General features: G+C 71.1%; 24 protein-coding genes and 1 riboswitch. Of the genes, 14 read left to right on the top strand and 10 right to left on the bottom strand.

The window, feature by feature from the left end:
• The 3 genes from AX750_RS15375 to AX750_RS15365 form a co-directional block, all read right to left on the bottom strand.
• Window positions 1–310 (bottom strand): response regulator (locus tag AX750_RS15375; RefSeq protein ID WP_066721556.1); only part of this gene is annotated, 310 nt, incomplete at its 3' end.
• A 2-nt stretch (window positions 311–312) separates the two neighbouring features.
• Window positions 313–624, bottom strand: a complete 312-nt coding sequence (locus AX750_RS15370) for an STAS domain-containing protein (protein WP_066721515.1) — start codon at window positions 622–624, stop codon at window positions 313–315.
• Between the two features lie 288 nt (window positions 625–912).
• The gene (locus AX750_RS15365; protein ID WP_067254642.1) at window positions 913–1,920 is read right to left on the bottom strand and encodes an AraC family transcriptional regulator; all 1,008 of its coding nucleotides are present in this window, start codon (window positions 1,918–1,920) and stop codon (window positions 913–915) included.
• 126 nt (window positions 1,921–2,046) lie between these two features.
• Here AX750_RS15365 and AX750_RS15360 point away from each other — a divergent pair, with 126 nt between their 5' ends.
• Entirely contained in the window at window positions 2,047–2,622 is a 576-nt protein-coding gene (locus AX750_RS15360) for a DUF924 family protein (RefSeq protein ID WP_066721518.1), read from the top strand.
• Between the two features lie 5 nt (window positions 2,623–2,627).
• Here the strand turns inward: AX750_RS15360 and eutC are convergent, their stop codons facing one another.
• A complete protein-coding gene (eutC, locus tag AX750_RS15355; protein ID WP_066721520.1) occupies window positions 2,628–3,419 on the bottom strand; it encodes an ethanolamine ammonia-lyase subunit EutC in 792 nt (263 codons plus the stop codon).
• Complete coding sequence (locus AX750_RS15350) at window positions 3,416–4,804, bottom strand: ethanolamine ammonia-lyase subunit EutB (RefSeq protein ID WP_066721522.1); 1,389 nt, start codon at window positions 4,802–4,804, stop codon at window positions 3,416–3,418. The genes eutC and AX750_RS15350 overlap by 4 nt, the downstream gene beginning before the upstream one ends.
• 206 nt (window positions 4,805–5,010) lie before the next feature.
• Between AX750_RS15350 and AX750_RS15345 the strand changes: the two genes are divergently transcribed.
• Both AX750_RS15345 and AX750_RS15340 read left to right on the top strand, forming a co-directional pair.
• On the top strand, window positions 5,011–6,660 hold the full coding sequence (locus tag AX750_RS15345; protein ID WP_066721523.1) for a GMC family oxidoreductase N-terminal domain-containing protein: 1,650 nt from the start codon (window positions 5,011–5,013) through the stop codon (window positions 6,658–6,660).
• 246 nt (window positions 6,661–6,906) lie between these two features.
• A complete protein-coding gene (locus AX750_RS15340; RefSeq protein ID WP_082735376.1) occupies window positions 6,907–7,428 on the top strand; it encodes a hypothetical protein in 522 nt (173 codons plus the stop codon).
• Window positions 7,429–7,615: 187 nt separating this feature from the next.
• Here AX750_RS15340 and AX750_RS15335 read toward each other — a convergent pair whose 3' ends face one another.
• Entirely contained in the window at window positions 7,616–8,587 is a 972-nt protein-coding gene (locus AX750_RS15335; protein WP_066721524.1) for a D-2-hydroxyacid dehydrogenase, read from the bottom strand.
• A 90-nt stretch (window positions 8,588–8,677) separates the two neighbouring features.
• The gene (gene cobD / locus AX750_RS15330; protein WP_066721525.1) at window positions 8,678–9,706 is read right to left on the bottom strand and encodes a threonine-phosphate decarboxylase CobD; all 1,029 of its coding nucleotides are present in this window, start codon (window positions 9,704–9,706) and stop codon (window positions 8,678–8,680) included.
• On the opposite strand from cobD, the gene cbiB reads away from it, so the two are divergent.
• Window positions 9,705–10,706, top strand: a complete 1,002-nt coding sequence (gene cbiB / locus AX750_RS15325) for an adenosylcobinamide-phosphate synthase CbiB (RefSeq protein ID WP_082735379.1) — start codon at window positions 9,705–9,707, stop codon at window positions 10,704–10,706. The two genes, cobD and cbiB, sit on opposite strands and share 2 nt — an antisense overlap.
• A 199-nt stretch (window positions 10,707–10,905) precedes the next feature.
• Here the strand turns inward: cbiB and cobO are convergent, their stop codons facing one another.
• A complete protein-coding gene (gene cobO / locus AX750_RS15320; RefSeq protein ID WP_066721528.1) occupies window positions 10,906–11,517 on the bottom strand; it encodes a cob(I)yrinic acid a,c-diamide adenosyltransferase in 612 nt (203 codons plus the stop codon).
• A 24-nt stretch (window positions 11,518–11,541) separates the two neighbouring features.
• Window positions 11,542–12,084, bottom strand: a complete 543-nt coding sequence (cobU, locus tag AX750_RS15315; RefSeq protein WP_066721529.1) for a bifunctional adenosylcobinamide kinase/adenosylcobinamide-phosphate guanylyltransferase — start codon at window positions 12,082–12,084, stop codon at window positions 11,542–11,544.
• 152 nt (window positions 12,085–12,236) lie between these two features.
• Window positions 12,237–12,423, top strand: a riboswitch (cobalamin riboswitch).
• 121 nt (window positions 12,424–12,544) lie between these two features.
• Here cobU and AX750_RS15310 point away from each other — a divergent pair.
• From AX750_RS15310 to cobJ, 8 genes are read left to right on the top strand one after another with little or no spacing between them, the layout of a single operon-like run.
• Window positions 12,545–13,168 carry a HupE/UreJ family protein gene (locus AX750_RS15310; protein ID WP_066735459.1) on the top strand — a complete coding sequence of 208 codons (624 nt, stop codon included), beginning with the start codon at window positions 12,545–12,547 and terminating at the stop codon, window positions 13,166–13,168.
• A gap of 13 nt (window positions 13,169–13,181) precedes the next feature.
• Entirely contained in the window at window positions 13,182–13,601 is a 420-nt protein-coding gene (locus AX750_RS15305; protein ID WP_066721532.1) for a DUF1636 domain-containing protein, read from the top strand.
• Window positions 13,598–14,635 carry a cobalamin biosynthesis protein CobW gene (cobW, locus tag AX750_RS15300; RefSeq protein ID WP_066721534.1) on the top strand — a complete coding sequence of 346 codons (1,038 nt, stop codon included), beginning with the start codon at window positions 13,598–13,600 and terminating at the stop codon, window positions 14,633–14,635. Before AX750_RS15305 ends, cobW begins: the two co-directional genes overlap by 4 nt.
• Window positions 14,636–14,661: 26 nt before the next feature.
• Entirely contained in the window at window positions 14,662–18,048 is a 3,387-nt protein-coding gene (gene cobN / locus AX750_RS15295) for a cobaltochelatase subunit CobN (protein WP_066721536.1), read from the top strand.
• Window positions 18,045–19,484, top strand: a complete 1,440-nt coding sequence (locus AX750_RS15290; RefSeq protein WP_066721538.1) for a hypothetical protein — start codon at window positions 18,045–18,047, stop codon at window positions 19,482–19,484. Before cobN ends, AX750_RS15290 begins: the two co-directional genes overlap by 4 nt.
• The gene (locus AX750_RS15285; protein WP_066721541.1) at window positions 19,481–20,113 is read left to right on the top strand and encodes a precorrin-8X methylmutase; all 633 of its coding nucleotides are present in this window, start codon (window positions 19,481–19,483) and stop codon (window positions 20,111–20,113) included. The genes AX750_RS15290 and AX750_RS15285 overlap by 4 nt, the downstream gene beginning before the upstream one ends.
• A 4-nt stretch (window positions 20,114–20,117) precedes the next feature.
• Window positions 20,118–20,876, top strand: coding sequence for a precorrin-2 C(20)-methyltransferase (locus AX750_RS15280; protein ID WP_066721543.1), 759 nt, complete (start codon window positions 20,118–20,120; stop codon window positions 20,874–20,876).
• Entirely contained in the window at window positions 20,873–21,667 is a 795-nt protein-coding gene (gene cobJ / locus AX750_RS15275) for a precorrin-3B C(17)-methyltransferase (RefSeq protein WP_066721545.1), read from the top strand. The genes AX750_RS15280 and cobJ overlap by 4 nt, the downstream gene beginning before the upstream one ends.
• On the opposite strand, the gene AX750_RS15270 is transcribed toward cobJ, so the two are convergent.
• The gene (locus AX750_RS15270; RefSeq protein WP_066721547.1) at window positions 21,610–22,374 is read right to left on the bottom strand and encodes a cobalt-precorrin-6A reductase; all 765 of its coding nucleotides are present in this window, start codon (window positions 22,372–22,374) and stop codon (window positions 21,610–21,612) included. The two genes, cobJ and AX750_RS15270, sit on opposite strands and share 58 nt — an antisense overlap.
• On the opposite strand from AX750_RS15270, the gene AX750_RS15265 reads away from it, so the two are divergent.
• Both AX750_RS15265 and AX750_RS15260 read left to right on the top strand, forming a co-directional pair.
• A complete protein-coding gene (locus tag AX750_RS15265) occupies window positions 22,373–23,629 on the top strand; it encodes a bifunctional cobalt-precorrin-7 (C(5))-methyltransferase/cobalt-precorrin-6B (C(15))-methyltransferase (RefSeq protein ID WP_066721549.1) in 1,257 nt (418 codons plus the stop codon). The two genes, AX750_RS15270 and AX750_RS15265, sit on opposite strands and share 2 nt — an antisense overlap.
• Window positions 23,626–24,015, top strand: coding sequence for a cobalamin biosynthesis protein (locus AX750_RS15260; protein WP_066721552.1), 390 nt, complete (start codon window positions 23,626–23,628; stop codon window positions 24,013–24,015). Before AX750_RS15265 ends, AX750_RS15260 begins: the two co-directional genes overlap by 4 nt.
• Window positions 24,016–24,020 lie beyond the last annotated feature (5 nt).

The raw sequence follows: 24,020 nt of genomic DNA, 5'->3' as shown, positions 1-24,020 counted from the left end.
TGGTGATCCAGCCCGTCGCGCCGGCGGCCTTGGCCTCCTGCTTGACGGCGTCGTCAGATTCCGTGGTCAGGAAGACGATGGGCGTGCCCATGAAGGCCGGCAGGGCGCGCAGCGCCTTGATCATCTGCATGCCGTTCATCACCGGCATGTTGAGGTCGGTGATGACGAGGTCGAAGCTCTGCGCCTTGGCCTTGGCCAGGCCCTCCGATCCGTCGCCGGCCTCAACGACATTGTGCCCGGCCGGGCCGAGCACGAGCTTGATCATCTGCCGGACGCTCGGCGAATCGTCGACGGTGAGGATGTTGGCCATGGTCAGATCCCGGACAGTTCGGAAGGCATCGAGCCGGGCGCGGTGACGCCGGCCCGTTGGAAAGCGGAGGCGACGACGTCGCTCATTCCGCCGAGGGCGAAGGAAAGGTTGCGCGCCGCGCAGCTGCGCTGCGCCGCGACGAGCGTCTGCACGAAGGTGATGTCCGCCTGTTCGACGCCAGAGCAGTCGATCTCCAGGCCCGCGCCCGACTCCAGCAACGTGGTCAGGGCCGCGGCCGTCGCCTTGGCGTTTCGAAGCGTCGAATCGGCTCCGGCCTGGAACCTTTGCAGGTCACCGGCATTTGTCTTGCTCATCGTCTTGGCCCCGAACCCAACGTTACTTCGATCTTTTGCGCTGCATACAAAGAATCTCGGCTAACAAGCTTATAATTCACTTAAAAATGCAGTCTTTTATTTTAAGCGATTCAAGACGATTCTGCGCGCGCCGAGTCGGCGCCGCGTGCGCGGAGTCGGGCGGGCCACGCGCGGAAAGATTGGATTCACCATGTCCGATGACAGGTTGTTACGTTAGGGCACATACCCACTCGGCAGAGTGCCCGGGCGCTGCTGTGTCGAAACGATGCGGAGACGTGCCGGGCCGGCTCAGCGGCGGCGGCGGGTCTGCGAGGGCTGCTCGCCGAAGGCCGTGCGGTAATCCAGCGCGAAGTGGCCGCGATTGACGAAGCCCCAATGCCGCGCGATCGACTCGATCGAGCGTGTGGAGGCCGGGTCGAGCAGTTCGCTGCGCACGCGCGCCAGCCGCGTCTGCTTGATGTAGTCGTGCGGCGAGACGTGCTTGTGCTTGCGGAAGCCCTCCTGGAGCGAGCGCAGGCCGATGCCGACCGCGTCGGCGACCTCCTGGACCGTGAGCAGGCCGGCCTCATGGGCATCGATGAAGGCGATCGCGCGGCGGATCTGCCAGGGTGCGGGCGCGGCGACCGGAGCCTCGAACCAGGCGGCGTAGGGGTTGGGGCAACGCGCCAGAACGAGCAGGACCAGCGCATCACGCAGCGGGCGCGCAGCCTGCGGCGTCTGCGCCAGCGGCGCCTCGCCCGTCAGCCCCGCTTCCATTGCCGCCAGCAACCCCGCGATCGTGGCGCCGTCCGCGGATGCCAGATCGATCGTCGCGGCGATGGCGAGGCGCTCATTGGCGGGACGCCCGAAAGCCCCCTGCAGGATACGGGCGACCTCTTCCCCGGGCAGGGTGAAGGTCGTGTGCACGCTGCCGCGGCCGTACTCGCCGGAGTCGCACAGTCCGGTGTTGAGGATGAGGCCGCGGCCGGGCACCGCGGCCAGTGTCTGCGGGCCTGCGGAATAGAGGCTTCCGCCGGCGGCGACGATGCGGATCGTCAGATCGTCATGCCGCTCGCCGCGTTTCAGCCGCATCCCTTGCGGATACTCGGCGTGGATCAGCTGGGCGCCGGCCAGGGCATGCGCCGTCAGCCGCGCCTCGAACCCGTCGGGGCCCAGCGGCTCCAGCCGCATGTCGCGACGCAGCCTGGCATTGAGCCAGGCCTGTGTCTCGGCAATATCATGGCTGATCAACGCGTGGACCGGCCTGCCGGGCCTGTCCTCGGCCGTCGGCTGTTCACGGGAGCGTGGCGGCAGCATCGGCGTCACCCCTCCAGATGACGCCGTTGCCCCAACGTTATCAAGCCCCTCCCGCGCGGGGGCCGTCTCCTCCCAGCGGGAGGCGGAGTGGCCGGGCGGCGGGCGCCGGACAGGAGAAGCGTCAGAATGCAGCAGGACATCACGGGCGGCCCTCGTCGCGGCGCAGCCGACACGGCGCAGTCCGTCATCGATTTCTGGCGCGACGCTGGTGCCGAGCGCTGGTTCAAGAAGGACGCTGCCTTCGACGCCTTGTTCCGCGAGCGCTTCCTGGGCTTGCATTTCGCGGCGGCGCGGCGGGAGCTGGACGGCTGGGCCGAGAGCGCGCCGGGCAGCCTGGCGCTGGCGATCCTGCTCGACCAGTTCCCGCGCAACAGCTTCCGCGGCACGGCGCATATGTATGCGACCGACCCGCTGGCGCGGCATTTCGCGCGGCTGGCGCAGGCGCGCGGCCACGGCACGGCGACCGAACCGGAGTTGCGGCTCTTCCTGCACCTGCCCTTCTGCCATTCCGAGGATCTGACGGATCAGGACCTCTCCGTCGCGCTCAGCACGCCGCTCGGTGGCGATGCGGCCAAGCATGCGGAAGGTCATCGCGACGTGATCCGGCGCTTCGGGCGCTTCCCCCACCGCAACGCGCTGCTCGGGCGGGAGACGACGCCGGAAGAGGCGGCCTTCCTGGCCGAGGGCGGCTTCGCGGGCTGAGCGCGTCAGCCCTGCGGCAGCAGCCCGGCGGCCGCGCCCGCCTCCAGCGCCGCGTCGCTCTCGTCCTTGAGGCCGACGCCGGTCAGCGAGTGGCGGAAGCCCTGGTCGATCAGCCAGGCGAGCCGGAAGGCCGCCTCCGCGAAGCCCAGCCCGCCGGGGCGGATGTTGGAGATGCAGTTGCGCGCCTCGTCGGTCAGCCCCGTCCGCGGCGCGAAGGTGAGATAGGCGCCGAGCGAATCCGGCGAGGACAGGCCTGGCCGTTCGCCGACCAGGACGAGAACCATGCGCGCGCGCAGCGCCTCGCCCGCCGCGTCGCCCAGCGCGACGCGTGCCTGCGAGGCGATGACGACCGGCGCCTGCGTCCGCGACTGACGCCGGAGCAAGGGGAGCAGGGCCTCGACCAGCGGCGCGGCGTTCTGGTGGACGGCGGTGGAGGAGAGACCGTCGGCGACCACTATGGCGAGATCGAACCGGCCTCGCCGCGCCTGCAATGCGGCCAGGCTCTCCGGCGACAGGCTGCGCCCCCAGTCCGGCCGGCGCAGATAATCCTCGCGCGAGCGGGCCGCGCTTTCGACGGCCAGCGTCTCGATGCCGAGCCCGGCGAGCGCGGCGGCGACCTCGTCGGGCCGGAACGGGGCATGCACCGCATCGCGCGCCTGGGCATGGGCGAGGCCGAAGCGCAGCAGCTCGCTTGTCGGCCGCGACGCGCCCGTGCGCCCCAGCGCGATGCGGGCGGGGGTCAGCCGCGCGAGATCGGCGAAGCGGCCCGGGGCCGGCGGCTTCTCCGGCTCGCTCATGCCGCGCGGTCCTGCATCGCCGCGAGCAGCGCGGGCCCGCCCTGACTAACGCTGAGCTTTCCAGCTGCGTCGGCAATGTCCATGCGCAGCAGCCAGTCCTCGAACTCCGGGGCGCGCTTCAGGCCCAGCACCTCGCGGATGTAGAGCTGGTCGTGGAAGGAGGTCGACTGGTAGTTCAGCATGACGTCGTCGGCACCGGGGACGCCCATGATGAAGTTGACGCCGGCCGTGCCCAGCAGGGTGAGCAGCGTATCCATGTCGTCCTGATCGGCCTCGGCATGATTGGTGTAGCAGATGTCGCAGCCCATCGGCACGCCCATCAGCTTGCCGCAGAAATGGTCCTCCAGCCCGGCCCGGATGATCTGCTTGCCGTCATAGAGATATTCGGGGCCGATGAAGCCGACGACGGTGTTGACCAGAAGTGGCTGGTAGGCCCGCGCGACCGCATAGGCGCGCGCCTCGAGCGTCTGCTGGTCGACACCGTGATGGGCGTTGGCGGAGAGCGCCGCGCCCTGCCCGGTCTCGAAATACATCAGGTTGTCGCCGACCGTGCCGCGCTTCTGCGAGCGGCCGGCCTCCAGACCCTCCTGCAGCAGCGCCAGCGTGACGCCGAAGGAGGCGTTCGCGGCCTGCGTGCCCGCGACCGACTGGAAGACCAGATCGACCGGCGCGCCCTGCTCGATCAGCGCGATCGAGGAGGTGACATGGGTCAGGATGCAGCCTTGCGTCGGAATGGCGAAGCGCGCGATCAACTCGTCGAGCAGGCGCAGGAGTTCGCCGATCTTGGCGGTGCTGTCGGAGGCCGGGTTGATGCCGATCACCGCATCGCCACAGCCATAGCTCAGCCCGTCGATGGTCGAGGCGAGGATGCCGGCGGCATCGTCGGTCGGGTGGTTGGGCTGGATGCGCACCGCCATGCGGCCCGCCAGGCCGAGCGTGTTGCGGAAGCGCGTGACGACGCGGCATTTGCGGGCGACGAGGATCAGGTCCTGGTTGCGCATCAGCTTTGAGACCGCCGCCGCCATCTCGGGCGTGACGCCCGGTGCAAGTCGGGCGAGGACCTCCGTGGTCGCGGCGTCCGAGCAGAGCCAGTCGCGGAAGGCGCCGACGGTGAGCGAGGCCACGGGAGCGAAGACCGTTGCATCATGCGTATCGACGATCAGCCGCGTGACCTCGTCGGTCTCATAGGGGATCAGCGCCTCGTGCAGGAAGGTGCGCAGCGGCAGATCGGCCAGCGCCATCCTCGCCGCCATCATCTCTTCCATCGACCCGGCCGCGAGCCCAGCCAGCCGGTCGCCCGAGCGCGGCGGCGTCGCCTTCGCCATCAGTTCCTTCAGATCGCTGAAGAGATAGCTGCGCGTGCCGATCGCGACGCGATATCCCATCGACACTCTCCCGGGCGGACGGCGTCAGGCCGCGGCGCCATATCAACCGCTCGCGGCGGCCCAAGCAAGCGGCGGGCCGTGGATGCCACGGGTTTGAGGCCTCCTGCACAGGCCGTTCGCGCCAACGCGCCATTGCCGCCTCTGGCCGCGCCGCTTAACGGTGGGCGCAGAGCGGGAGCGCACCCGCCGCAGCCCCGAGGGACGCCATGGCCGCAGCCGAAGAGACCGACCGCCGCACGATCGGCCGTTTCGACTATGTCGTGATCGGCGCGGGTTCGGCGGGCTGCGTCGTCGCCAACCGGCTGTCGCGCAACCCCAGGACGCGGGTGCTGGTGCTGGAGGCCGGCGGACGCGACGACTGGATCTGGTTCCACATCCCGGTCGGCTATCTCTTCGCCATCGGCAATCCGCGCGCCGACTGGCTGTTCAAGACGGAGGCGCAACCGGGCCTCGGCGGCCGGGCGCTGGCCTATCCGCGCGGCAAGGTCGTCGGCGGCTCCTCGGCCATCAACGCCATGGTCTATATGCGCGGCCAGGCGGCAGACTATGACGGCTGGCGCCAGCTCGGGCTCTCCGGCTGGGGCTGGGACGACGTGCTGCCCTATTTCCTGAAGCACGAGGACCATATCGGCCCGGGCGAGAGCGGGGTCCACCGCAGCGGCGGGGAATGGCGGGTCGAGCATCCCCGCGTGCGCTGGGCGATCCTCGACGCGATCCGCGAGGCGGCGGCCGAGGCCGGCATCGCCAAGATCGACGACTTCAACACCGGCGACAACGAGGGCTCCTCGTACTTCCAGGTCAACCAGCGGCGCGGGCGGCGGCTGAGCGCCTTCAACGCCTTTCTGCGGCCGGTGCTCGACGCCCGCGAGGACCATCTGCGGCTGGAGATCAATGTGCTGGTCGAGCGCGTGGTGATCGAGGATGGCCGCGCGACGGCGGTCGAGTTCACGCATGGCGGCGAGAAGCTGCGGGCCGAGGTTTCGGGCGAGGTCGTGCTGTCGGCCGGTGCGATCGGCTCCCCGGCGTTGCTCGAGCGCTCAGGGATCGGCGACGGGGCGCGGCTGCAGGGGCTGGGCATCGCGACGGTGGCGGATTTGCCCGGCGTCGGCGAGAACCTGCAGGACCATCTCCAGATCCGCCCTGTCTACAAGGTCGAGGGCGTGCGGACCCTCAACAGCGACTACGCCAAGATCTGGCGCCGGCCGCTGATGGCCCTGCAATATGCGGCGCTGCGCAGCGGGCCGCTGACGATGGCGCCATCCCAGGTCGGCGCCTTCGCGAAATCCTCGCCCGAGCACGCCACCGCCAATCTGCAGTATCATTTCCAGCCGCTCTCGCTGGATTCCTGGGGCTCGGGGCTGCATCCCTTCGACGCCTTTACCGCCAGCGTCTGCAATCTGCGCCCGACCAGCCGCGGCCATGTCCATATCGCCACGCCGCGCGCCGAGGACGCGCCCTCGATCTCGCCGAACTATCTCGACACGCAGGCCGACCGGCAGGTCGCGATCGACGCGATGAAGCTGACGCGCCGTATCGTCGGGCAGGCGCCGCTGGCGCGCTTCCGGCCGCAGGAGCATCTGCCGGGGCCGGCGGCGACGAGCGACGAGGATTTGCTGGACGCCTCGGCGCGGCTGGGGACGACGATCTTCCATCCCGTCGGCACCGCGAAGATGGGACGTCCGGACGATGCCCGCGCCGTGCTCGACGAGCGGCTTCGGGTGCGCGGCGTGGCGGGCCTGCGCGTCATCGACGCCTCCGTCATGCCCGCCATCACCTCCGGCAACACCGCCAACCCGACGATGATGATCGGCGAGAAGGGCGCAGCGATGATGCTGGAGGATGCGAAGGTGGGGTGAGCCTCCTTCGGTCCCGAATCACCTCGTCACACAAGCGCGAGTCGTCCCGGGCGACCGGCAGGGAGACCCGGGACCCATTCCGGAACCTCTCCGGCAAGCGCTCCGGCATGGGTCCCGGATCTCCGCTTCGCTGCATCCGGGATGACACGCGCTTGATCCGGACGCCCCAGAATTGCTGGGATCACGGAGGATTGAGTCGGCGCGACGCAAGCCGATGAGCGGCCGGGCGCGAGGCAGGGACGATCGATGACGCAGCCGCCGACCCGGGACGAGACACGCGGCCCCCTCGCCAGCCTCCTCTTCGCCATCCTGCGCGCGGTCCTGACCGTCGTCATCGTCTTCGACGAGATCGCCCGGCCGCTCTACCGGCCGCTGATCGACTGGGTGGCGTCACTCCGGATCGTGGCGCGAGCGGAGGCCATGATCGCGCGTCAGTCGCGGCTTTCGATCCTGGCGCTGCTGGCGGTGCCCTTCGCGATCGCCGAACCGCTGAAGCTGCTGGGCCTGTGGATGATGGCCGATGGCCGTTTCCGGAGCGGGCTCGTCGTCTTCGCCTTCGCCCATCTCGTCAGCTTCCTGCTGGTCGAGCGGATCTACCATGCCGGGCGCGAGAAGCTTCTAACCTATGGCTGGCTCAATTGGCTGATGACGCTGCTCGACCGGCTGCGGCGCCGGGCGCTCGACTGGGTGTGCAGCAGCGCGGCCTACGCCTTCGCGCTCCGCGCCCGCGACGCGGCGCGCAGCTGGTGGCGTGGCTTGCGGGCGTGAGCGACTTATTCTGGAACCACCCGGTCATTCCGGGGCTTCGCAAAGCGAAGAGCCCGGAACCCATGACCACCGCAGCCGCCGAAGGACCTCCGGGGCCGGGCCCACCGACCTCCTGTCGTGTTCATTGATTCCGGGCTCGGGCCTTACGGCCCGCCCCGGAATGACGGCGTGATTTTGCAGGCTCTGGTCAGACCACCTGATTGCGCAAGGTCGTCTCGCCGCGCCCGAGGCGGGCGAGGTTGTCGACCAGCAGGTCGACCACATTCGTCTCGTAGGCGCGGGTTTCGCCGGCGCTGTGGGGCGTGACGATGACTTTCTTCATCGCCCAAAGCGGCGAACTCGCCGCCAGCGGCTCCTCGACGAAGGTGTCGAGCCCGGCGCCGGCGATGCGCCCTTCCGACAGCGCCGCGATCAGGGCCTTCTCGTCGACGACCTTGCCGCGCGCGACATTGATCAGCAGCGCGCCCGGCTTCATCGCAGCCAGCGCCGTCGCGTCGATCAGGTTCTCGGTTTCGGGCGTCAGCGGGCAGGTCAGCGCGACGATATCGGCCTGCGCCAGCACCTCGTGGAGCTGGTCGGGCCGCACGATCGCCTCGATGTCGGGATGCGGCTCCGGGCTGCGGCGCACGCCGATGATACGCAGGCCGAAGGCGGCGGCGAGCGTCGCCAGCCGCAGGCCGATGCGGCCCAGACCGACGATCAGCAGCGTCTTGCCGCCGAGCTCGTCCTCGCGCCGGGCGCGGTCACCGATCATCGGCCGCCATGTCGCGGCGGTTTGGTTGTCGCGGGCGAGATGGATCTGGCGGGTCAGGCCGAGGATCAGCGCCATGGCATGCTCGGACACGGCCCGCTCATTGGCTCCCTGAGCGCTCGCCAGCCGGATGCCGGCCGCCGCAAAGGCGGCCTTGTCGTACTGGTCCGTTCCGGCAGAGACCGACTGGACGAAGCGCAGCTTCGGGCAGGACGCGATCAGCTCATTGCGCCAGAGACCCGACGCCACCACGACATCGGCCTCCGGCGCCCGTGCCTTCAGCTCGTCGAGCGAGCGGACCTCGAAGCTCCTGGCGGCATGGCCGCGGGTCGCGAACTCGGCCTGCAACTGGTAGGCGGCATGGGCGAAGCAGATGGTCAGGTCGCTGGCAGGCGGTAGGGCAGGCATCAAGGCAATCCTCGGGGGGTGAGACAGGCGGCGGCCACCTTAGCCTGCCGCGGCGGCTGACCGCCACGGCGCAGACGCAGCGCCCGCCGCTCAGCCGCCATGCGGGAAACAGGCCAGCGCCGCTTCCAGCCGCGCCCAGCCCGGCGCATCGCCCGGCAGGCCAAAGCGCAGCCTCGTCGGATCGGCCTGGAAGCGGCGCACATAGAGCCCGCGGCCGCCCAGATGGGCGAAGAGCGCCGGCGCCTCGGGCGTCGCGAGCAGCCGGAACAGGGCGGTGCCCCCGATGATCTCGCCCCGCGGAGCCAGCAGCGCATCGAGCCTCGCGGCGTCGGCGGCGCGCGCGGCGCCGGCCTGCGCCAACCACGCGGCATCGGCGAGCGCCTGCACGCCGATCGCCAGAGCAGGACCGGCCACGGCCCAGGGCCCCATCGCGTCGCGCAGCGCCGACACCAGATTTGCCTCGCCGATGGCGAAGCCGAGCCTGACGCCGGCCAGGCCATAGGTCTTGCCGAAGGAGCGCAGCGCGAGGGTCGCGGGCGGTAGGGCCGGGACCAGGCTCGCCTCGGGCGTGAAGTCGCAGAAGGCCTCGTCCACGACCAGCAGCCCGCCGCGGGCGGCACAGCGCGCCGCGAGCGCGGCAAGCTCCGAGACCGACAACAGGCGCCCATCCGGGTTGTTGGGGTTCACCACCACCACCGTCGCCGCATCGGCGGCTTGCGCCAGCGTGTCAGCCTCCACGACAGTCGCGCCCATCTTCCGCCAGGCGAGCGCATGCTCGGCATAGGTCGGCCCCAGCACCGCGACCGGGCCGGCCCTGATGAGATCCGGGACGACCCGCGGCAGGAGATCGATCAGGATCTGCGTACCGGGAGCTGCAACGATCCCGGCCTCGGCCGGCACGCGATAGGCGTTTCGCGCCGCCGCCAGCAGCGCCGCCTCGTCATCGGCGGCGGGCAGGCGCTGCCAGAGGCTTAACGGCAGCGCGGGAAGCGGATAGGGGATCGGGTTGATCCCGGTGGAGAGATCGATCCAGGGCTCGGGCGCTGCCGGAAACAGCGCCCGAGCCCGGCCGAGATCGCCGCCATGCCAGATGCCCCCGGTCCCCGTCGTTTCGCCCATGGCTTTGTCTGATCTCTGGCCCGACACACTGCTTCTGCTGCTGGCCGCGCTCGCGATCGAGGCCGCGTTCGGCTATCCGCAGCGCTTGTATGCGCGGATCGGCCATCCCGTCACCTGGATTGGCGCGCTGATCGCCGGGCTCGACCGCCGGCTGAACCGGGAGATGGCCGGCTTCGCCGCCCGGAGGGCGGCGGGCGTGGCCGCGCTCCTCGTCCTGCTCGCGGTGACGCTGGCCGGGGCGCTGGCGCTGAGCGCTCTCTGCCGTCTGCTGGGGCCGGCGGGGCTGTTGCCGCTGGCGCTGCTCGCCTCGACGCTGCTGGCACAGCGCAGCCTTGACGAACACGTCGCGGCCGTCGCCCAGGGGCTGGAGACGGGAGGCCTCGCCGAGGGGCGCAAGGCGGTGTCGATGATCGTCGGCCGCAACCCCGACAGCCTCGACGAGGCCGGCGTTTCGCGGGCGGCGATCGAGAGCCTGTCGGAGAATTTCTCCGACGGGGTCGTGGCGCCGGCCTTCTGGCTCGGCGTCGCCGGCCTGCCGGGTATCGCGTTGTACAAGGCGATCAACACCGCCGATTCGATGATCGGCCACAGGACGCCGCGCCATCTCGCCTTCGGCTGGGCCTCGGCGCGGCTCGACGACCTCGTCAACCTGCCGGCCTCGCGGCTGACGGCGCTGCTGATCGTCGCGGCCGCCGCGCTCGACCGCGATGCCGATGCCGCCGGCGCCTGGCGGGCCCTGCGCCGCGATGCGCGCCGCCACCGCTCGCCCAATGCCGGCTGGCCGGAAGCGGCGATGGCGGGCGCGCTGGGACTGAGGCTGGCGGGGCCGCGCATCTATGGCGACGTCGTCGTCGAGGATGGCTGGATGGGCGATGGCCGGGCCGAGGCGACGGCGGCGGATATCCGGCGCGGCTTGCGGCTGTATCGGACAGCGTGCGGGTTGCTGTGGGGGCTGGCGGGATGCGGCGCGCTGATCGCGCTTACGCTGTCGCGGGTGTGAGCCCTACCTGGCAAATCTTTCTGACATTGCTGTTCTCATCGCGCCAGTTGAACGGGGCCATCCCGGACGCAGCGGAGCGGAGATCCGGGATCCATTCCGGAACGCCCGGTCTCGAAGGTTCAGGCATGGATCCCGGATCGGCGCCGCTGAAGCGGCTTGTCCGGGATGACGGCGCGGGGTCGATCAGCGGCTGTGCCCTTCAAAACTCGATCCCCTCCTGCGCCTTCACGCCCGCGGTGAAATGGTGCTTCACCAGCGTCATCTCGGTCACGAGGTCGGCGGCCTCGATCAGCTCCGGCTTGGCGTTGCGGCCGGTGACGACGATGTGGAGATCGGAGCGGCGCGCCTGCAGCGTGGCGATGACTTCGGCCAGCGGCAGATAGTCGTAGCGCAGCGCGATGTTGAGCTCGTCGAGCACGATCAGGCGGATGCTCTCATCGGCCATCAGTTCCTTGACCTTGTCGAAGGCGCGGGTGGCGGCGGCGATGTCGCGGGCCTTGTCCTGCGTTTCCCAGGTGAAGCCTTCGCCCATGGTGTGCCAGGCGATCTGCTCGCCGAAGGCGTCGAGCGCGCGGCGCTCGCCAGTCTCCCAGGCGCCCTTGATGAACTGCACCACGCCGACGCGCCAGCCATGGCCGAGCGCGCGCAGCATCAGCCCGAAGGCGGCCGTCGACTTGCCCTTGCCGGGGCCGGTGTTGACGATCAGCAGCCCCTTTTCGATCGTCTTGGAGGCGACCTCGGCGTCCTGCAGCGCCTTGCGCTTTGCCATTTTCGCCTTGTAGCGAGCGGCCTCGTTGGTCTCGTTCGTCATCGCGTTCTCACTTCACCTGCCCGCTCACTTCACCAGCATCGGCAGGCCGGCGACCATGAAGACCACGCGGCCGGCCCTTGCCGCAATCGCCTGGTGCAGCCGGCCGGCCTCGTCGCGGAAGCGCCGCGCCAGCGCATTGTCGGGCACGATGCCGAGCCCGACCTCGTTGGAGACGAGGACGATGGGCGCCGTCGCCTGCGCGCAGGTCTCGATCAGGGCGCTTCCGGCAGCGGCAGTGTCGTGCTCGGCCAGGATCAGATTGGTCAGCCACAGCGTCAGGCAGTCGACCAGCACGGGGCGCCCCTCGGGCAGGCCGCGGATGGCGCCGGGCAGGTCGAGCGGCGCGTCGAGCGTGATCCAGTCCGCGGGCCGGCGGGCGCGGTGCTCGGCGATGCGGGATTTCATCTCGTCGTCCCAGGCCTGGGCGGTGGCGATATAGGCCCAGGGAGGCGGCAGCGCCTCGATCAGCGCTTCGGCATGGCGGCTCTTGCCCGAGCGGGCGCCGCCGAGGACGAGGGTGAGGTGGGGGATTGAGGATGAATTCACCGCAACGCACCTCTCCGTCATCCCGGCCGAAGCGAAGCGGAGAGCCGGGATCCATGCCTGAGCCTCTGTCGGAAAGGTTCCGGAATGGATCCCGGGTCTCCCTGCGGTCGCCCGGGATGACCCGCGACGACCGGTCGAAGCACGCCCTGCATTGCACAGCCTCTCGCACATGGCTAATGATCGTCGCCGACGGTGCCTCCGCGAGGAGGTGAAAAGGGAACGCGGTGCGATGCCGCGGCTGCCCCCGCAACTGTAAGCGGCGAGTTCCGCGCCATCGGCCACTGGGAGCGATCCCGGGAAGGCGGCGTGGAATGACCAGACCCGCGAGCCAGGAGACCTGCCGTCGACAGTGTTCCTATGGGCCCATCGGACGGGGTGTTCCGACGGCGGCTGTGTTCGCGTGGCGACAGTCATGCGGCTCCGTCCTTGGGAACGTGAGGCCGGTCGCGAGATCGGCCGCCTTCTGACGGAGACCGGAACCATGACGCTGCGCAACCGCCTGACCCTCGCCTTCACCGCCCTGCTCTGCAGCCCGGCGCTCGCCCACCATCCGATGGGCGGCCAAACGCCGTCGACGCTGACGGAGGGGCTGCTGTCCGGCCTCGGCCACCCCATTCTCGGGCTCGATCATCTCGCCGCGCTGGTCGCGGTCGGCCTCGTCGCCTCGCGCTACGCGTCGGGCGCCCTGCTGCTGCCGGTGCTGTGGATCGTCGGCATGGGGCTGGGCGCCTTCGCCCATATGAACAGCATCGACCTGCCGGCCGGCGAGATCCTGGTCGCCGGCAGCCTCGTGCTGATCGGCGCCATCGGCGTGCTCAGGCCCTCGCTGCCGCTGCCGGCCCTCGCCGCGCTCTTCGCCGCCGCCGGCTTCGCCCATGGCCATGCGCTCGCCGAATCGATCATCGGTGCCGAGACCGCCGTGGTCGGCGCCTATCTGATCGGGCTCGTCGCGATCCAGGCCGCCATCACCGTCGGCACGATCCTTGTCGTCCGTCGGCTGTTCTCGCCGGAGACGCGCCTGTCCCTGCCGGTGCGCGCGGCGGCCGCCGCCATGGCCTGCGTCGGCCTCGTCTTCCTGATCGCGGCCCTGCCCGCGACGGCCTGATTCCGGCCGGATCATGAGCACGCAACTGCCGCAGCCGCGCCCGGAAACGGGCACGGCGCCGATCCGCATCCTCGTCTGCGCGACCTGCCGCGCCGCCGGGGGCGACCCCGACGCGCCGCGTCCCGGCGCCGTTCTCGCCGCCGGCCTCCGCGACGCGCTCGACCCCGCCGGGGATGCGGCGATCAGCGTCGAGACGGTCGAGTGCCTTTCCGTCTGCAAGCGCCCCTGCACGGTGGCGCTCAGCGGCGAGGGCCGCTGGACCTATGTCTATGGCGATCTCGACCCGGCAACGGGCGTCGAGACGCTGCTCACCTTCGCGCGCCAGTACCGCGAAGCCCCGGACGGCATCGTGCCCTGGCGCGAGCGCGCCGAGGCGATCCGCAAGGGCGTGGTGGCGCGCCTTCCTCCCCTCCCGATCGCGGGTTCCCGATGACTTCTCTCACAAAGACCCCCTGCACCATCATCACCGGCTTCCTCGGCGCCGGAAAGACGACGCTGGTGCGCCATCTGCTCGAAAACGCCGAGGGCAAGAAGCTCGCGGTCCTCGTCAACGAATTCGGCGATCTCGGCTTCGATGGCGAATTCCTCAAGGGCTGCGGCATTTCCGGCTGCACCGAGGAGGACGTCGTCGAGCTGCCGAACGGCTGCATCTGCTGCACGGTGGCGGATGATTTCGTGCCGGCGCTGGAAAAGCTGCTGAACCGGGCCGACCCGCCGCAGCATATCCTGATCGAGACCTCGGGGCTGGCTTTGCCCAAGCCGCTGGTCCAGGCCTTCAACTGGCCGGCGATCCGCGCCCGCGTCACCGTCGACGGCGTCATCGCAGTGGTGGATGGGCCGGCGGTCGCCGAAGGGCAGTTCGCCGACGACCCCGAGGCGCTCGCGGCGCAACGCGCGCAGGACGCCTCCGTCGAGCACGACAACCCGCTGGAGGAGGTCTTCGAGGACCAGATCCTCTGCGCCGACCTGATCCTGCTGAACAAGAGCGACCTGATCGACGCGGCGACGCGCGAGCGGGTGAAAAGCGAGATCGCCGCGCATCTGCCCAAGGCGATCAAGATCGTCGAGACCAGCCGGGGTACGATCGAGCCCGCGCTGATCCTCGGCCTCAGCGCCGCGGCGGAGGCCGATCTCGCCTCGCGTCCGTCGCATCACGGCGATGGCGAGGATCACGAGCATGACGATTTCGATTCGGTCGCGCTGGCGCTGCCGGACGGCCTCGCACCGGACGCGCTGGCGGCGCGGGTCGGCAAGGCCGCCGAGGCGCAGGGCGTGCTGCGGCTGAAGGGCTTCGCCGCCGTGCCGGGCAAGCCGATGCGGCTCGTCGTGCAGGGCGTCGGCCGGCGTGTCAGCCATCATTTCGACCGGGCCTGGGGCGCGCAGGAGGCTCGCCAGGGCCGGCTGACCGTGATTGGGCTCAAGGGCTTCGACGTGAAGGCGGTGGAGGCTGCGCTCGCCGGCGCCTGAGCGGCGGCCCTTTTCGAAAGCCAGGCATGCATCTGCTCCCGACCAGCGAGATCAGGCTCGACGACGGCGAAGACGCCGTCGATCTCAGCCTGCCTCCGGGAGATGTCCTCGTCCTGTCCTTCGCCGACAGCGATCTCTCCGCCATTTCGGCGGCGGCCAGTGACTGTGATCTCACCGTCCGCCTCGCCTCGCTGCGGCGGCTGCGGCATCCGCTTTCGGTCGACCTCCTGATCGAGAAGACGGTGGCGAAGACCCGTTTTGTGCTGGTGCGGTGCCTCGGCGGGCTGGACTACTGGCGCTACGGCATCGAACAGCTCAGCGAGACCTGCCGCGCCAGGGGCATCGCGCTGGCGGTGCTGCCCGGCGACGACCGCGACGACGCGCGGCTCGCCGAGTACGGCACCGTGCCGCCGGGCTGCGCGCGCGCAATCCTGTCCTATTTCCATGCCGGCGGCGGCGCGGAAAACATGCGGCGCCTGCTGGCGATGGCAGCGGGTTACCTCGGTCGCGACCGGCCGTCGTCTAATTTCGCGCCCCTGCCTCTCCCGTCTCTCTTCGCGCTGGGCGCCTACGCCGCGCCGAGGCCCTGGCGCGAGGCGCTCGCAGCGCTGCCCGACCGACCCTTCGTGCCGATCCTGGTCTATCGCTCGGCGGTCAGCGCCGGCGACACCGCCACCGGCGAAGCGCTCGCCGCGGCGCTGACCGCGCGCGGACAGGCCCCGCTGATCCTGGCCCTGACCAGCCTGAAGGACCCTACGGTGACCGCCGAACTCGCAGCGTTGATCGCGACGCGGCAGCCGGCGGCGATCGTCACCACCACCGCCTTCTCCGCCCGCGAGGGCGCCGATTTCGTGCTCGACGGCGCCGATTGTCCGGTGTTTCAGGCGATGCCGGTCGGCAGTGCCCGCGACGCCTGGGCGGCCTCGGCGCGGGGCCTCTCGGCAGCCGACCTCGCCATGCAGGTGGCGCTGCCGGAATTCGACGGGCGGCTGGGCACCATTCCGGTCGCCTTCAAGGCCGAGACCACCGACCCCGCGACGGGGTTGGCGACGCGCCGGCTGGTGCCCGACGCGGATGGCGTCGCCGCGCTCGCCGATCTCGTCGCCGGCTGGATCGCTCTGTCCGCCAAGCCGGTTGCCGCGCGCCGGCTGGCGCTGGTGATGTCGGATTATCCCGCGCGCGGCGGGCGGGCGGGTTTCGCCGTCGGGCTCGACACGCCGGCGAGCGTTAGCGCGATCCGGGTGCTGCTGGCGGAGGCGGGGTACGACATCCCTTTCCGTCATTGCGAGCGCAGCGAAGCAATCCAGTGGGACGTCGAGCGAGACGGTTCTGGATTGCTTCGCTGCGCTCGCAATGACGGCCAAACCCTCATGGCCGCCCTCACCACCGACCCCGCCGACCTCGCCCTCCCGCTCGACGCCTATCGCGCCTGGCTCGCCACCATCCCCACCGACGCCCGCGAGACGCTGCTCGCCGCCCATGGCGCGCCCGAGGCCGATCCGGCCATCAGCGGCGGCGCCTTCCGCTTCCGCGCCGTCGCTGACGGTGCCCTCACCATCGCGCTGCAGCCGCCGCGCGATGCGACGCCGGACCGGAAGGCGCGCTATCACGACCCCGATGCACCGCCCTCCCATGGCTATCTCGCCTTCTACCGCGCCCTGCACGAGACGGCCGGCATCGACGCGCTGATCCATCTGGGCACCCATGGTACGACCGAATGGCTGCCGGGCAAGGCGGTGGCGCTGTCGGCCTGCTGCTGGCCGCGGCTGGTCACGCAGGGGCTGCCGGTGGTCTATCCTTATGTGGTCGACGACCCCGGCGAGGCCGCGCCGGCCAAGCGCCGGCTCTCGGCGGTGACGCTCGGCCATCTGCCGCCGCCGCTGGCGGAGATCGGGGCTGGCGGCGAGACGGCGCTGCTGCGCGACCTCGTCGAGGAGTTCAGCCAGGCGCAGGTGCTCGATCCGCGCCGGGCCGACATCGTCGCGAGCGAGATCCGGGCGCGGGCCCAGGCCAGCGGGCTGGCGGAATCCTGCGGCGTGACGCTGGACCTGCCGATGGCAGAGGCCCTGACGCGGCTCGACGCGCATCTCTGCGACATCGCAGAACTGCCGTTCCGCGATGGCTTACACGTCTTCGGCCGGTCGACGCTCGATCCCGCGTCCGCGCAGGCCGAGCGCGAGGGGCTGCTGCGCGCGCTCGACGGGCGCTTCGTGCCGCCCGGCCCCGCCGGCTCGCCGCATCGCGGCCGGCCGGATGTGCTGCCGACCGGGCGCAACCTCTCGACGCTCGACCCGCGCGCGATCCCGACCCGAGCGGCCGCACGGCTCGGCGCGCTGGCGGCGCAGGCCGTCATCGCGCGCCACCTGCAGGATGAGGGCGAGCCGCCGCGCCGGATCGTGATGGATCTGTGGGCCTCGCCGACGCTGCGCTCGGGCGGCGAGGACATCGCCCATGCGCTGGCGCTGATGGGCGCAGCCCCGCTCTGGGACGATGCCTCGACGCGCGTCACCGGTTTCGCGATCACGCCGCAGCCGAAGCTCGACCATCCGCGTATCGACGTCACCGTGCGCATCTCGGGCGCCTTCCGCGACACGTTTCCGAGCCAAGTCGCGCTGCTCGACGCGGCGGCGCGCGCGGTCGCGATGCTGGACGAGCCCGACGAGTGGAACGAGCCCGCCGCGGCCCGCCGTCGCGGCGAGGCCGGGGCGCGGGTGTTCGGCGCCGCACCGGGCCGTTATGGCGCGGCCGTCGCCGACCGTGCGCTCGATGGCCATTGGACCAGCCGCAACGAGCTGGGCGCGGCCTATCTCGCCGCCTCCAGCCACGCCTATGGCGGTCCGGAGGGCGCGGGGCATGCCGATGACAGCTTCTCCGCCCGAATCCGGACAGCCGACGCCTTCGTGCATGTCAGCGACACCGCCGGGCGCGACATTCTGGAAGCATCAAGCGCCGCCGACGTCATCGGCGGGCTCGCGGCCGCGGCACAGTCGCTCGGCGCCAACCCCTCGCTCTACAGCCTCGACAGCTCGAACCCGGAGACGCCGAAGGCGCGCACGGTGGTGGAGGACATCGCCCGCATCGTCCATGGCCGGCTGACGCATCCGCGCTGGATCGCCTCCCATCTCGCCCATGGCTGGCGCGGCGCGGCGGAACTGGCGGAAGTGGTGGACACGCTCTTCGTCTTCGCCGCGAGCACCGATGCCGTCGCGGACGGGCTGTTCGACGCGGTCTTCCAGGCCTGGTGCGCCGATGCCGCGGTCTGGTCCGCGATCGAGGCCGCCAATGCTCCGGCCGCGGAGGCGATCCGCGCGCGGCTGGCGGAGGCGGCGCGGCGCGGCCTGTGGACGAGCCGGCGCAACTCGGTGGGGGCGTTTCTGGCGGGCATGCCCGCGACGCGGGAAGCGGCGGAATGAACGCGCCTTCCCCCGACACGCTCCGGCGCGGCTGGTGCCCGAGCACGCTCAAGCCGATGGAAACCGGCGATGGCTGGCTGGTGCGGCTGCATCCGCCGGGCGCGCGGCTGACCCCGGCGCAACTGCAGCGCATCGCGGCGCTGGCCGCCCGGCACGGCAACGGGCTGATCGAGATTTCGGCGCGCGGCAACATGCAATTGCGCGGCGTGACGGCGGGCAGCCATCCGGCGCTGGTCGCGACGCTGCTGGCGGAGCGGCTGGTCGACGAGCATGACGGCGACGGGCCGCAAAGGCTGACGCTGGTCTCGCCGCTAGCGCAGCTCGGCTGTCATTCCGGGGCTTCGCGGAGCGAAGAGCCCGGAATCCATGAACACGACGAAGCCTCAGGACGTGCAGGCCCGTTGGGCGCCTCTTGCATCCAAGACAGTGTTCATGGGTTCCGGGCTCAGGCCTGCGGCCTGCCCCGGAATGACGGCCTCGGAGACCGGATCGACGCGCTCGCCCTCGCGGCCGAGATCGAGGCGCGCGCGCGCGAGGTCAGCGGCCTGCCTGCCAAGTTCGCCGTCGTCGTCGATGGGGGCGGTGAATCGTCGCTCGAGGCCTTCGCGGGCGATCTTCGCATCGTCGCGACCGCGCCGGGGCGGGTGGTGATGGCGCTGGCGGACCGGCTCTGGTTCGGGCCCCTCGCGGAAAGCGAGGCCGGAGCCGTCGTCGCCCAGGTCCTGGCCCGCTTCGCCGCGAAGCGGGCGCAGACACCCGATGCCATCCGCCGCATGGGCGATCTCGCAGCCGACGAACTGGCAGCGCTCACGGACCTCCCCGCCACCGAGGCGCCGGCAGCGCGCCCCGCGTCCCGGCGGGCCGGGCTGTTCGCGCTCGGTGAGAGCCATGCCGCACTGGTCGGGCTGCCCTTCGGTCGCGCGGCGGCCGCGACGCTCGACCGTCTCGCACAGGCGTCCGAAATGCTCGGCTGCCCGGAGATCCGCCTCTCGCCCTGGCGTGGCCTCGCTTTTCGCGGGCTGTCCGAGGCCAACGCGATAGCCCTGCTGGACGGCGCGGCGGCGGATGGCCTGATCACTTGTGACGACGACCCGCGCCTGTCGGTTCAGGCCTGCGCCGGCGCACCCGCCTGCAGCCGGGCGGAGGCTCCGGCGATGGCGGATGCAGCGCGCCTCGCGCAAGTGCTGGCGCCTGACCTCGCCGCGGGGCTGAGCCTGCATGTTTCGGGCTGCGTCAAATCCTGCGCGCGGCCCGGCGCCTCCGACCTCACGCTGGTCGGAGAAAGCGGGCGCTACCGCATCGTCATCGGCGGCGGCGCCCGGGACAGCGCCGTCGCCACCCTTGACCTTTCCGCCCTGCTGACGCGATTGCAGCCCGGACAGGACCTTCATGCCCGCCTGCGCGCGGCGGGCCGGCTTTCAGGACCGACCAAGTGACGACGGGCTACGACTATATCCGCGATGGTGGGGCGATCTATGAGCGCTCCTTCGCGATCATCCGGGCCGAAGCCGATCTCTCGCGCTTTGCCGGCCGCGCCGCCCATGTCGTGGTGCGGATGATCCATGCCTGCGGCATGACCGATCTGCCCGATGATGTGGAGATGTCGCCCGATTTCGCGGGCGCTGCCGAGGCCGCGCTGAAGGCCGGCGCGCCGATCCTCTGCGACGCCAAGATGGTAGCGAACGGCGTGACGCCATCCCGCCTGCCGGCGCGCAACCCGGTGATCTGCACGCTCGACGATCCGCGCACCGCGCCGCTGGCCGCCGAGATGGGGACGACACGCTCGGCCGCGGCGATGGAGCTGTGGCGGCCGCATCTCGCGGGCGCGCTCGTCGTCATCGGCAATGCACCGACCTCGCTGTTCCGGCTTTTGGAGATGCTCGACGCCGGGGCGCCGAAGCCGGCTGCCGTGATCGGCATCCCCGTCGGCTTCGTCGGCGCGGCGGAATCGAAGCAGGCGCTGGCGCAGGACGGGCGCGTGCCCTTCCTCGTCGTGCATGGGCGGCGCGGCGGCTCGGCGATGGCGGCAGCCGCCGTCAACGCGCTGGCGCAAGAGAAGGAGTGAGCCGGTGAGCTTCGAGCCGGCCAGGAAGCCTTTGGGACAGACACTGCTGTTCGGCGTCGGCCTGGGCCCCGGCGACCCGGACTACATGACCGTGCGGGCCCGCGACATCATCCTGAGTGCCGACCGGCTGGTGCATTTCTGCAAGCGCGGCCGGCGCGGCCATGCCCGCATCACGGCCGATGCGGTCGTCGGGCAAGATGCCGCCCGCGAGATCGAACTCGCTTTTCCCGTGACGATCGAGGTCCCGGTCGAGGACGAGGGCTATAGCGGCCCGATCACGCAGTTCTACGACGACTCCGCCGCCCTGCTCGCCGCCGAGATGGAGGCCGGGCGCAGCGTCGCGGTGCTCTGCGACGGCGACCCGTTCTTCTATGGCTCCTTCATGCATCTGTGGCGGCGGCTGTCGCATCGCTTCCCCACCGAGGTGGTGCCCGGCGTCACCGGCATGGCCGGCGCCTGGACGCGCGCCAACGCGCCGATCACCTGGGGCGACGACATCCTGACCGTGCTGCCCGGCACGCTGCCCGAGGCCGAGCTGGTCCGGCGCCTCGCCGACACCGACGCCGCCGTGATCATGAAGCTCGGCCGCAACCTGCCGAAGGTGCGTCGCGCGCTCGGGGCCACCGGGCTGATCGGGCGGGCGATCTATGTCGAGCAGGCGACGATGGCCGGCCAGGCCATCATCCGCCTCAGCGAGCGCGGCGACGCGGAGGCGCCCTATTTCTCGATGGTGCTGGTGCCCGGCGAGGGGCGGCGGCTGTGAGCGGCTCCCTCACCATTGTCGGCCTCGGGCCCGGCCCGGCGCAGTGGCTGACGCCGGCGGCGCAGGCCGCAATCGACTCTGCCTCCGACCTGATCGGCTACGGGCCCTATCTCGACCGCATCCCCACGCGCGACGGCCAGACCAAGCATGCCTCCGACAACCGCGTCGAGGTCGACCGGGCGACGCATGCGCTACGGCTGGCGGCGGCGGGGAAGTCCGTCGCGGTCGTCTCCGGCGGCGACCCCGGCGTCTTCGCCATGGCGGCGGCCGTGTTCGAGGCGCTGGAGGCGGGCGACCCCGCCTGGATTGCCCTGCCGATCGCGATCGAGCCCGGCATCACCGCGATGCTGGCGGCGGCGGCGAAGGCCGGCGCGCCGCTGGGCGGCGATTTCTGCGCGATCTCGCTCTCGGACAATCTCAAGCCCTGGGAGGTGGTGACCGCGCGGCTCGCAGCGGTGCTCGCCGCAGACCTCGTGACATGCCTCTACAACCCGATCTCGAAGGCGCGGCCGTGGCAGCTGCGCGCGGCGCTGGAACTCGCCGCCCGCCATCGTGATCCGCAGACGCCGGTGATCTTCGCCCGCGCCGTCGGGCGCCCCGACGAGGCCCTGCGCATCCTGGCGCTGGAAGACGCGATCGAAACGGCGGCGACTGCGGACATGGCGACGCTGGTGATCATCGGCGCGTCGAGCACGCGGCTGATCACGCGGCCCGGCGAGGCCGCGCCTTGGGTCTACACGCCGCGCTCGGTGACAAAGAGCCCCTGCGCCACCAGCCAAGGCAGGACCTGATCGACATGGGCGACGGTCTCGACATCCGGCTTGGGCGGGCGGGCGACCATGATCACCGGCAGGCCGAGCCGGCGCGCCGCAACGAGCTTGCCCGCCGTGGCGTCGCCGCCGGAGTTCTTGCTGACGAGCAGCTCGATGCGCTTCTCGCGCAGCAGCACCTCCTCGTCCTCGGCGCGGAAGGGGCCGCGCTGCTGGATGACCTCGACATGCGGCACCGGCAGGCGATCGCCGATCGGCTCAATGGCGCGCACGAGGTAGTGATGCTGCGGCGCCTGCGCGAAGACCGGCAGATCGAGCCGGCCGATGGTCAGGAAGACGCGACGGGGCGCCTCCCCCAGCGCGGCCGCCGCGGCCTCCATGTCGGGAACGTCGCGCCAGTCGTCGCCGGCTTGCCGCTGCCAGGGCGCGCGGCGGATGGCGAGCAGCGGCACGCCTTCGGCCTTGCAGGCATGCTCGGCATTGAAGGGCATGATCGCCGCGAAGGGATGCGTCGCGTCGATGACGGCAATGATGCCCTCCTCGCGCAGATATTGCCTGAGACCTTCGACCCCGCCGAAGCCGCCGACGCGCACCGGCAGATTCGCCGGGCGGGGGTCGACGGTGTGGCCCGCCAGCGAGATGATGGCGCGGATATCGGGCGCCTGCTCGGCCAGATGCTGGTCGAGCGTCGCCGCTTCGCCGGTTCCACCGAGGATGAGCACGGTCATGTCCCCAGTTACGCTTGAAAACCCGAATCTGTCGAGCGGCGCAGGCGAGGCGCAGGCGCCCTGGCTGTCCCTGATCGGGCTGGGCGAGGACGGCCCATCGGGGCTCTGCGAGCAGGCGAAGGCCGCGCTGGCCGAAGCGGAGATCGTCTTCGGCGGCGAGCGACATATCGCGCTGGTCGGCTCGGTGCCCGGCGAACTGCGGCCCTGGCCGCAGCCCTTCCGCAACGCGCTGCCGCAGATCCTGGCCGAGCGTGGCCGCAAGGTCTGCGTGCTGGCGACCAGCGACCCGTTCCATTACGGCATCGGCAACAGCCTGAGCCGGGCCATCCCCGCCGCGGAGATGCGGATCATCCCGCAATCCTCCTCCTTCTCGATGGCCTGCACCCGGATGCGCTGGCCGCAGGAGGAGTGCGCGCTGGTCTCGCTGCATGGCCGCACGCTCTACCGGATCGTGCCGCATCTGCAGCCGCAGGCGCGCATCCTCGCTCTGTCCTGGGACGAGACGACGCCGCGGGCGGTCGCCGAACTGATGACCGCGCGCGGCATGGGGGCGAGCCGCATCACGGTTCTGGAATCGCTCGGCGGGCCGCAGGAGCGCATCCGTGAGACGCGCGCCGATGCCTTTGCCTTCGACGACATCGTGCCGCTCAACATGATCGCGGTGGCCGTCGATGCCGGCCGGGATGCGCGCGTGCTGCCGCTGGCGCCCGGCCTGGACGAGGAGTGGTTCGCCCATGACGGGCAGATCACCAAATCCGAGGTCCGCGCCATCACCATCTCCGCGCTCGCCCCGCGGGCGGGCGAACTGCTCTGGGATGTCGGCGCGGGATCGGGCTCGGTCGGCATCGAATGGTGCCAGCGCCATCCGCGCAACGCGGCCATCGCCTTCGAGTCCAAGGCGGAGCGCATCGAGCGGATCACCCGCAACAGCCTCGAACTCGGCGGGCTGTCGGTGAAGGTCACCGGCGCCGCGCCGGAGGGCTTTGCCGGGCAACCTTCGCCCGATGCCGTCTTCATCGGCGGCGGGCTCACGGTCGAGGGGCTGTTCGAGGGCGCCTGGGCGGCGCTGAAGCCCGGCGGGCGCCTCGTCGCCAATGTCGTCACGCTGGAGGGCGAGGCGAAGCTCGCGGCGCTGCATGCGCTGCATGGCGGCTCGCTGAGGCGCATCGCGATCGACCGGCTCGTTCCCGTCGGCGGCAAGCATGGCTGGCGGCCGGCGATGCCGGTGACGCAGTGGCGGGTCGAGAAGCCATGACCGGCCGTCTCGTCGTCGGGCTGGGCCTGCGCGCCGACACCAGCGAGGCCGATATCCTCGCCTGCCTCGACGAGGCGCTGGCGATCGCCGGCCTGTCGGGCGAGGCGACGCCGCGTCTGGCGACGCTGGCGAGCCGGATCGGCGAACCCGGGCTCGCGGCCGCCGCCGTCAGCCGGGCCGCCGAGGTGGTCGGCGTGCCCGACGAGGCGCTCAAAGGTTTCGAGGCCAGCTGCGCGACGCGCTCGACGCGGATCGCCTCGCTCTACGGCGTCGGCTCGGTGGCGGAAGCCGCCGCGCTGGCGGCCGCCGGGCCGGGCGGAACGCTGGTGCAGCCGCGCATCGCCACCGCCCGCGTCACCTGCGCGCTGGCGCGGTCATCATCATGAAGCGC

The sequence above is a fragment of the Methylobacterium sp. CCH7-A2 genome (assembly GCF_001557075.1).
In the GTDB taxonomy this organism is placed as follows: domain Bacteria; phylum Pseudomonadota; class Alphaproteobacteria; order Rhizobiales; family Beijerinckiaceae; genus Allobosea; species Allobosea massiliensis.
The sequence above is the reverse complement of the archived record's forward strand: the minus strand, read 5'-3'. Positions and strand labels throughout refer to the sequence as shown.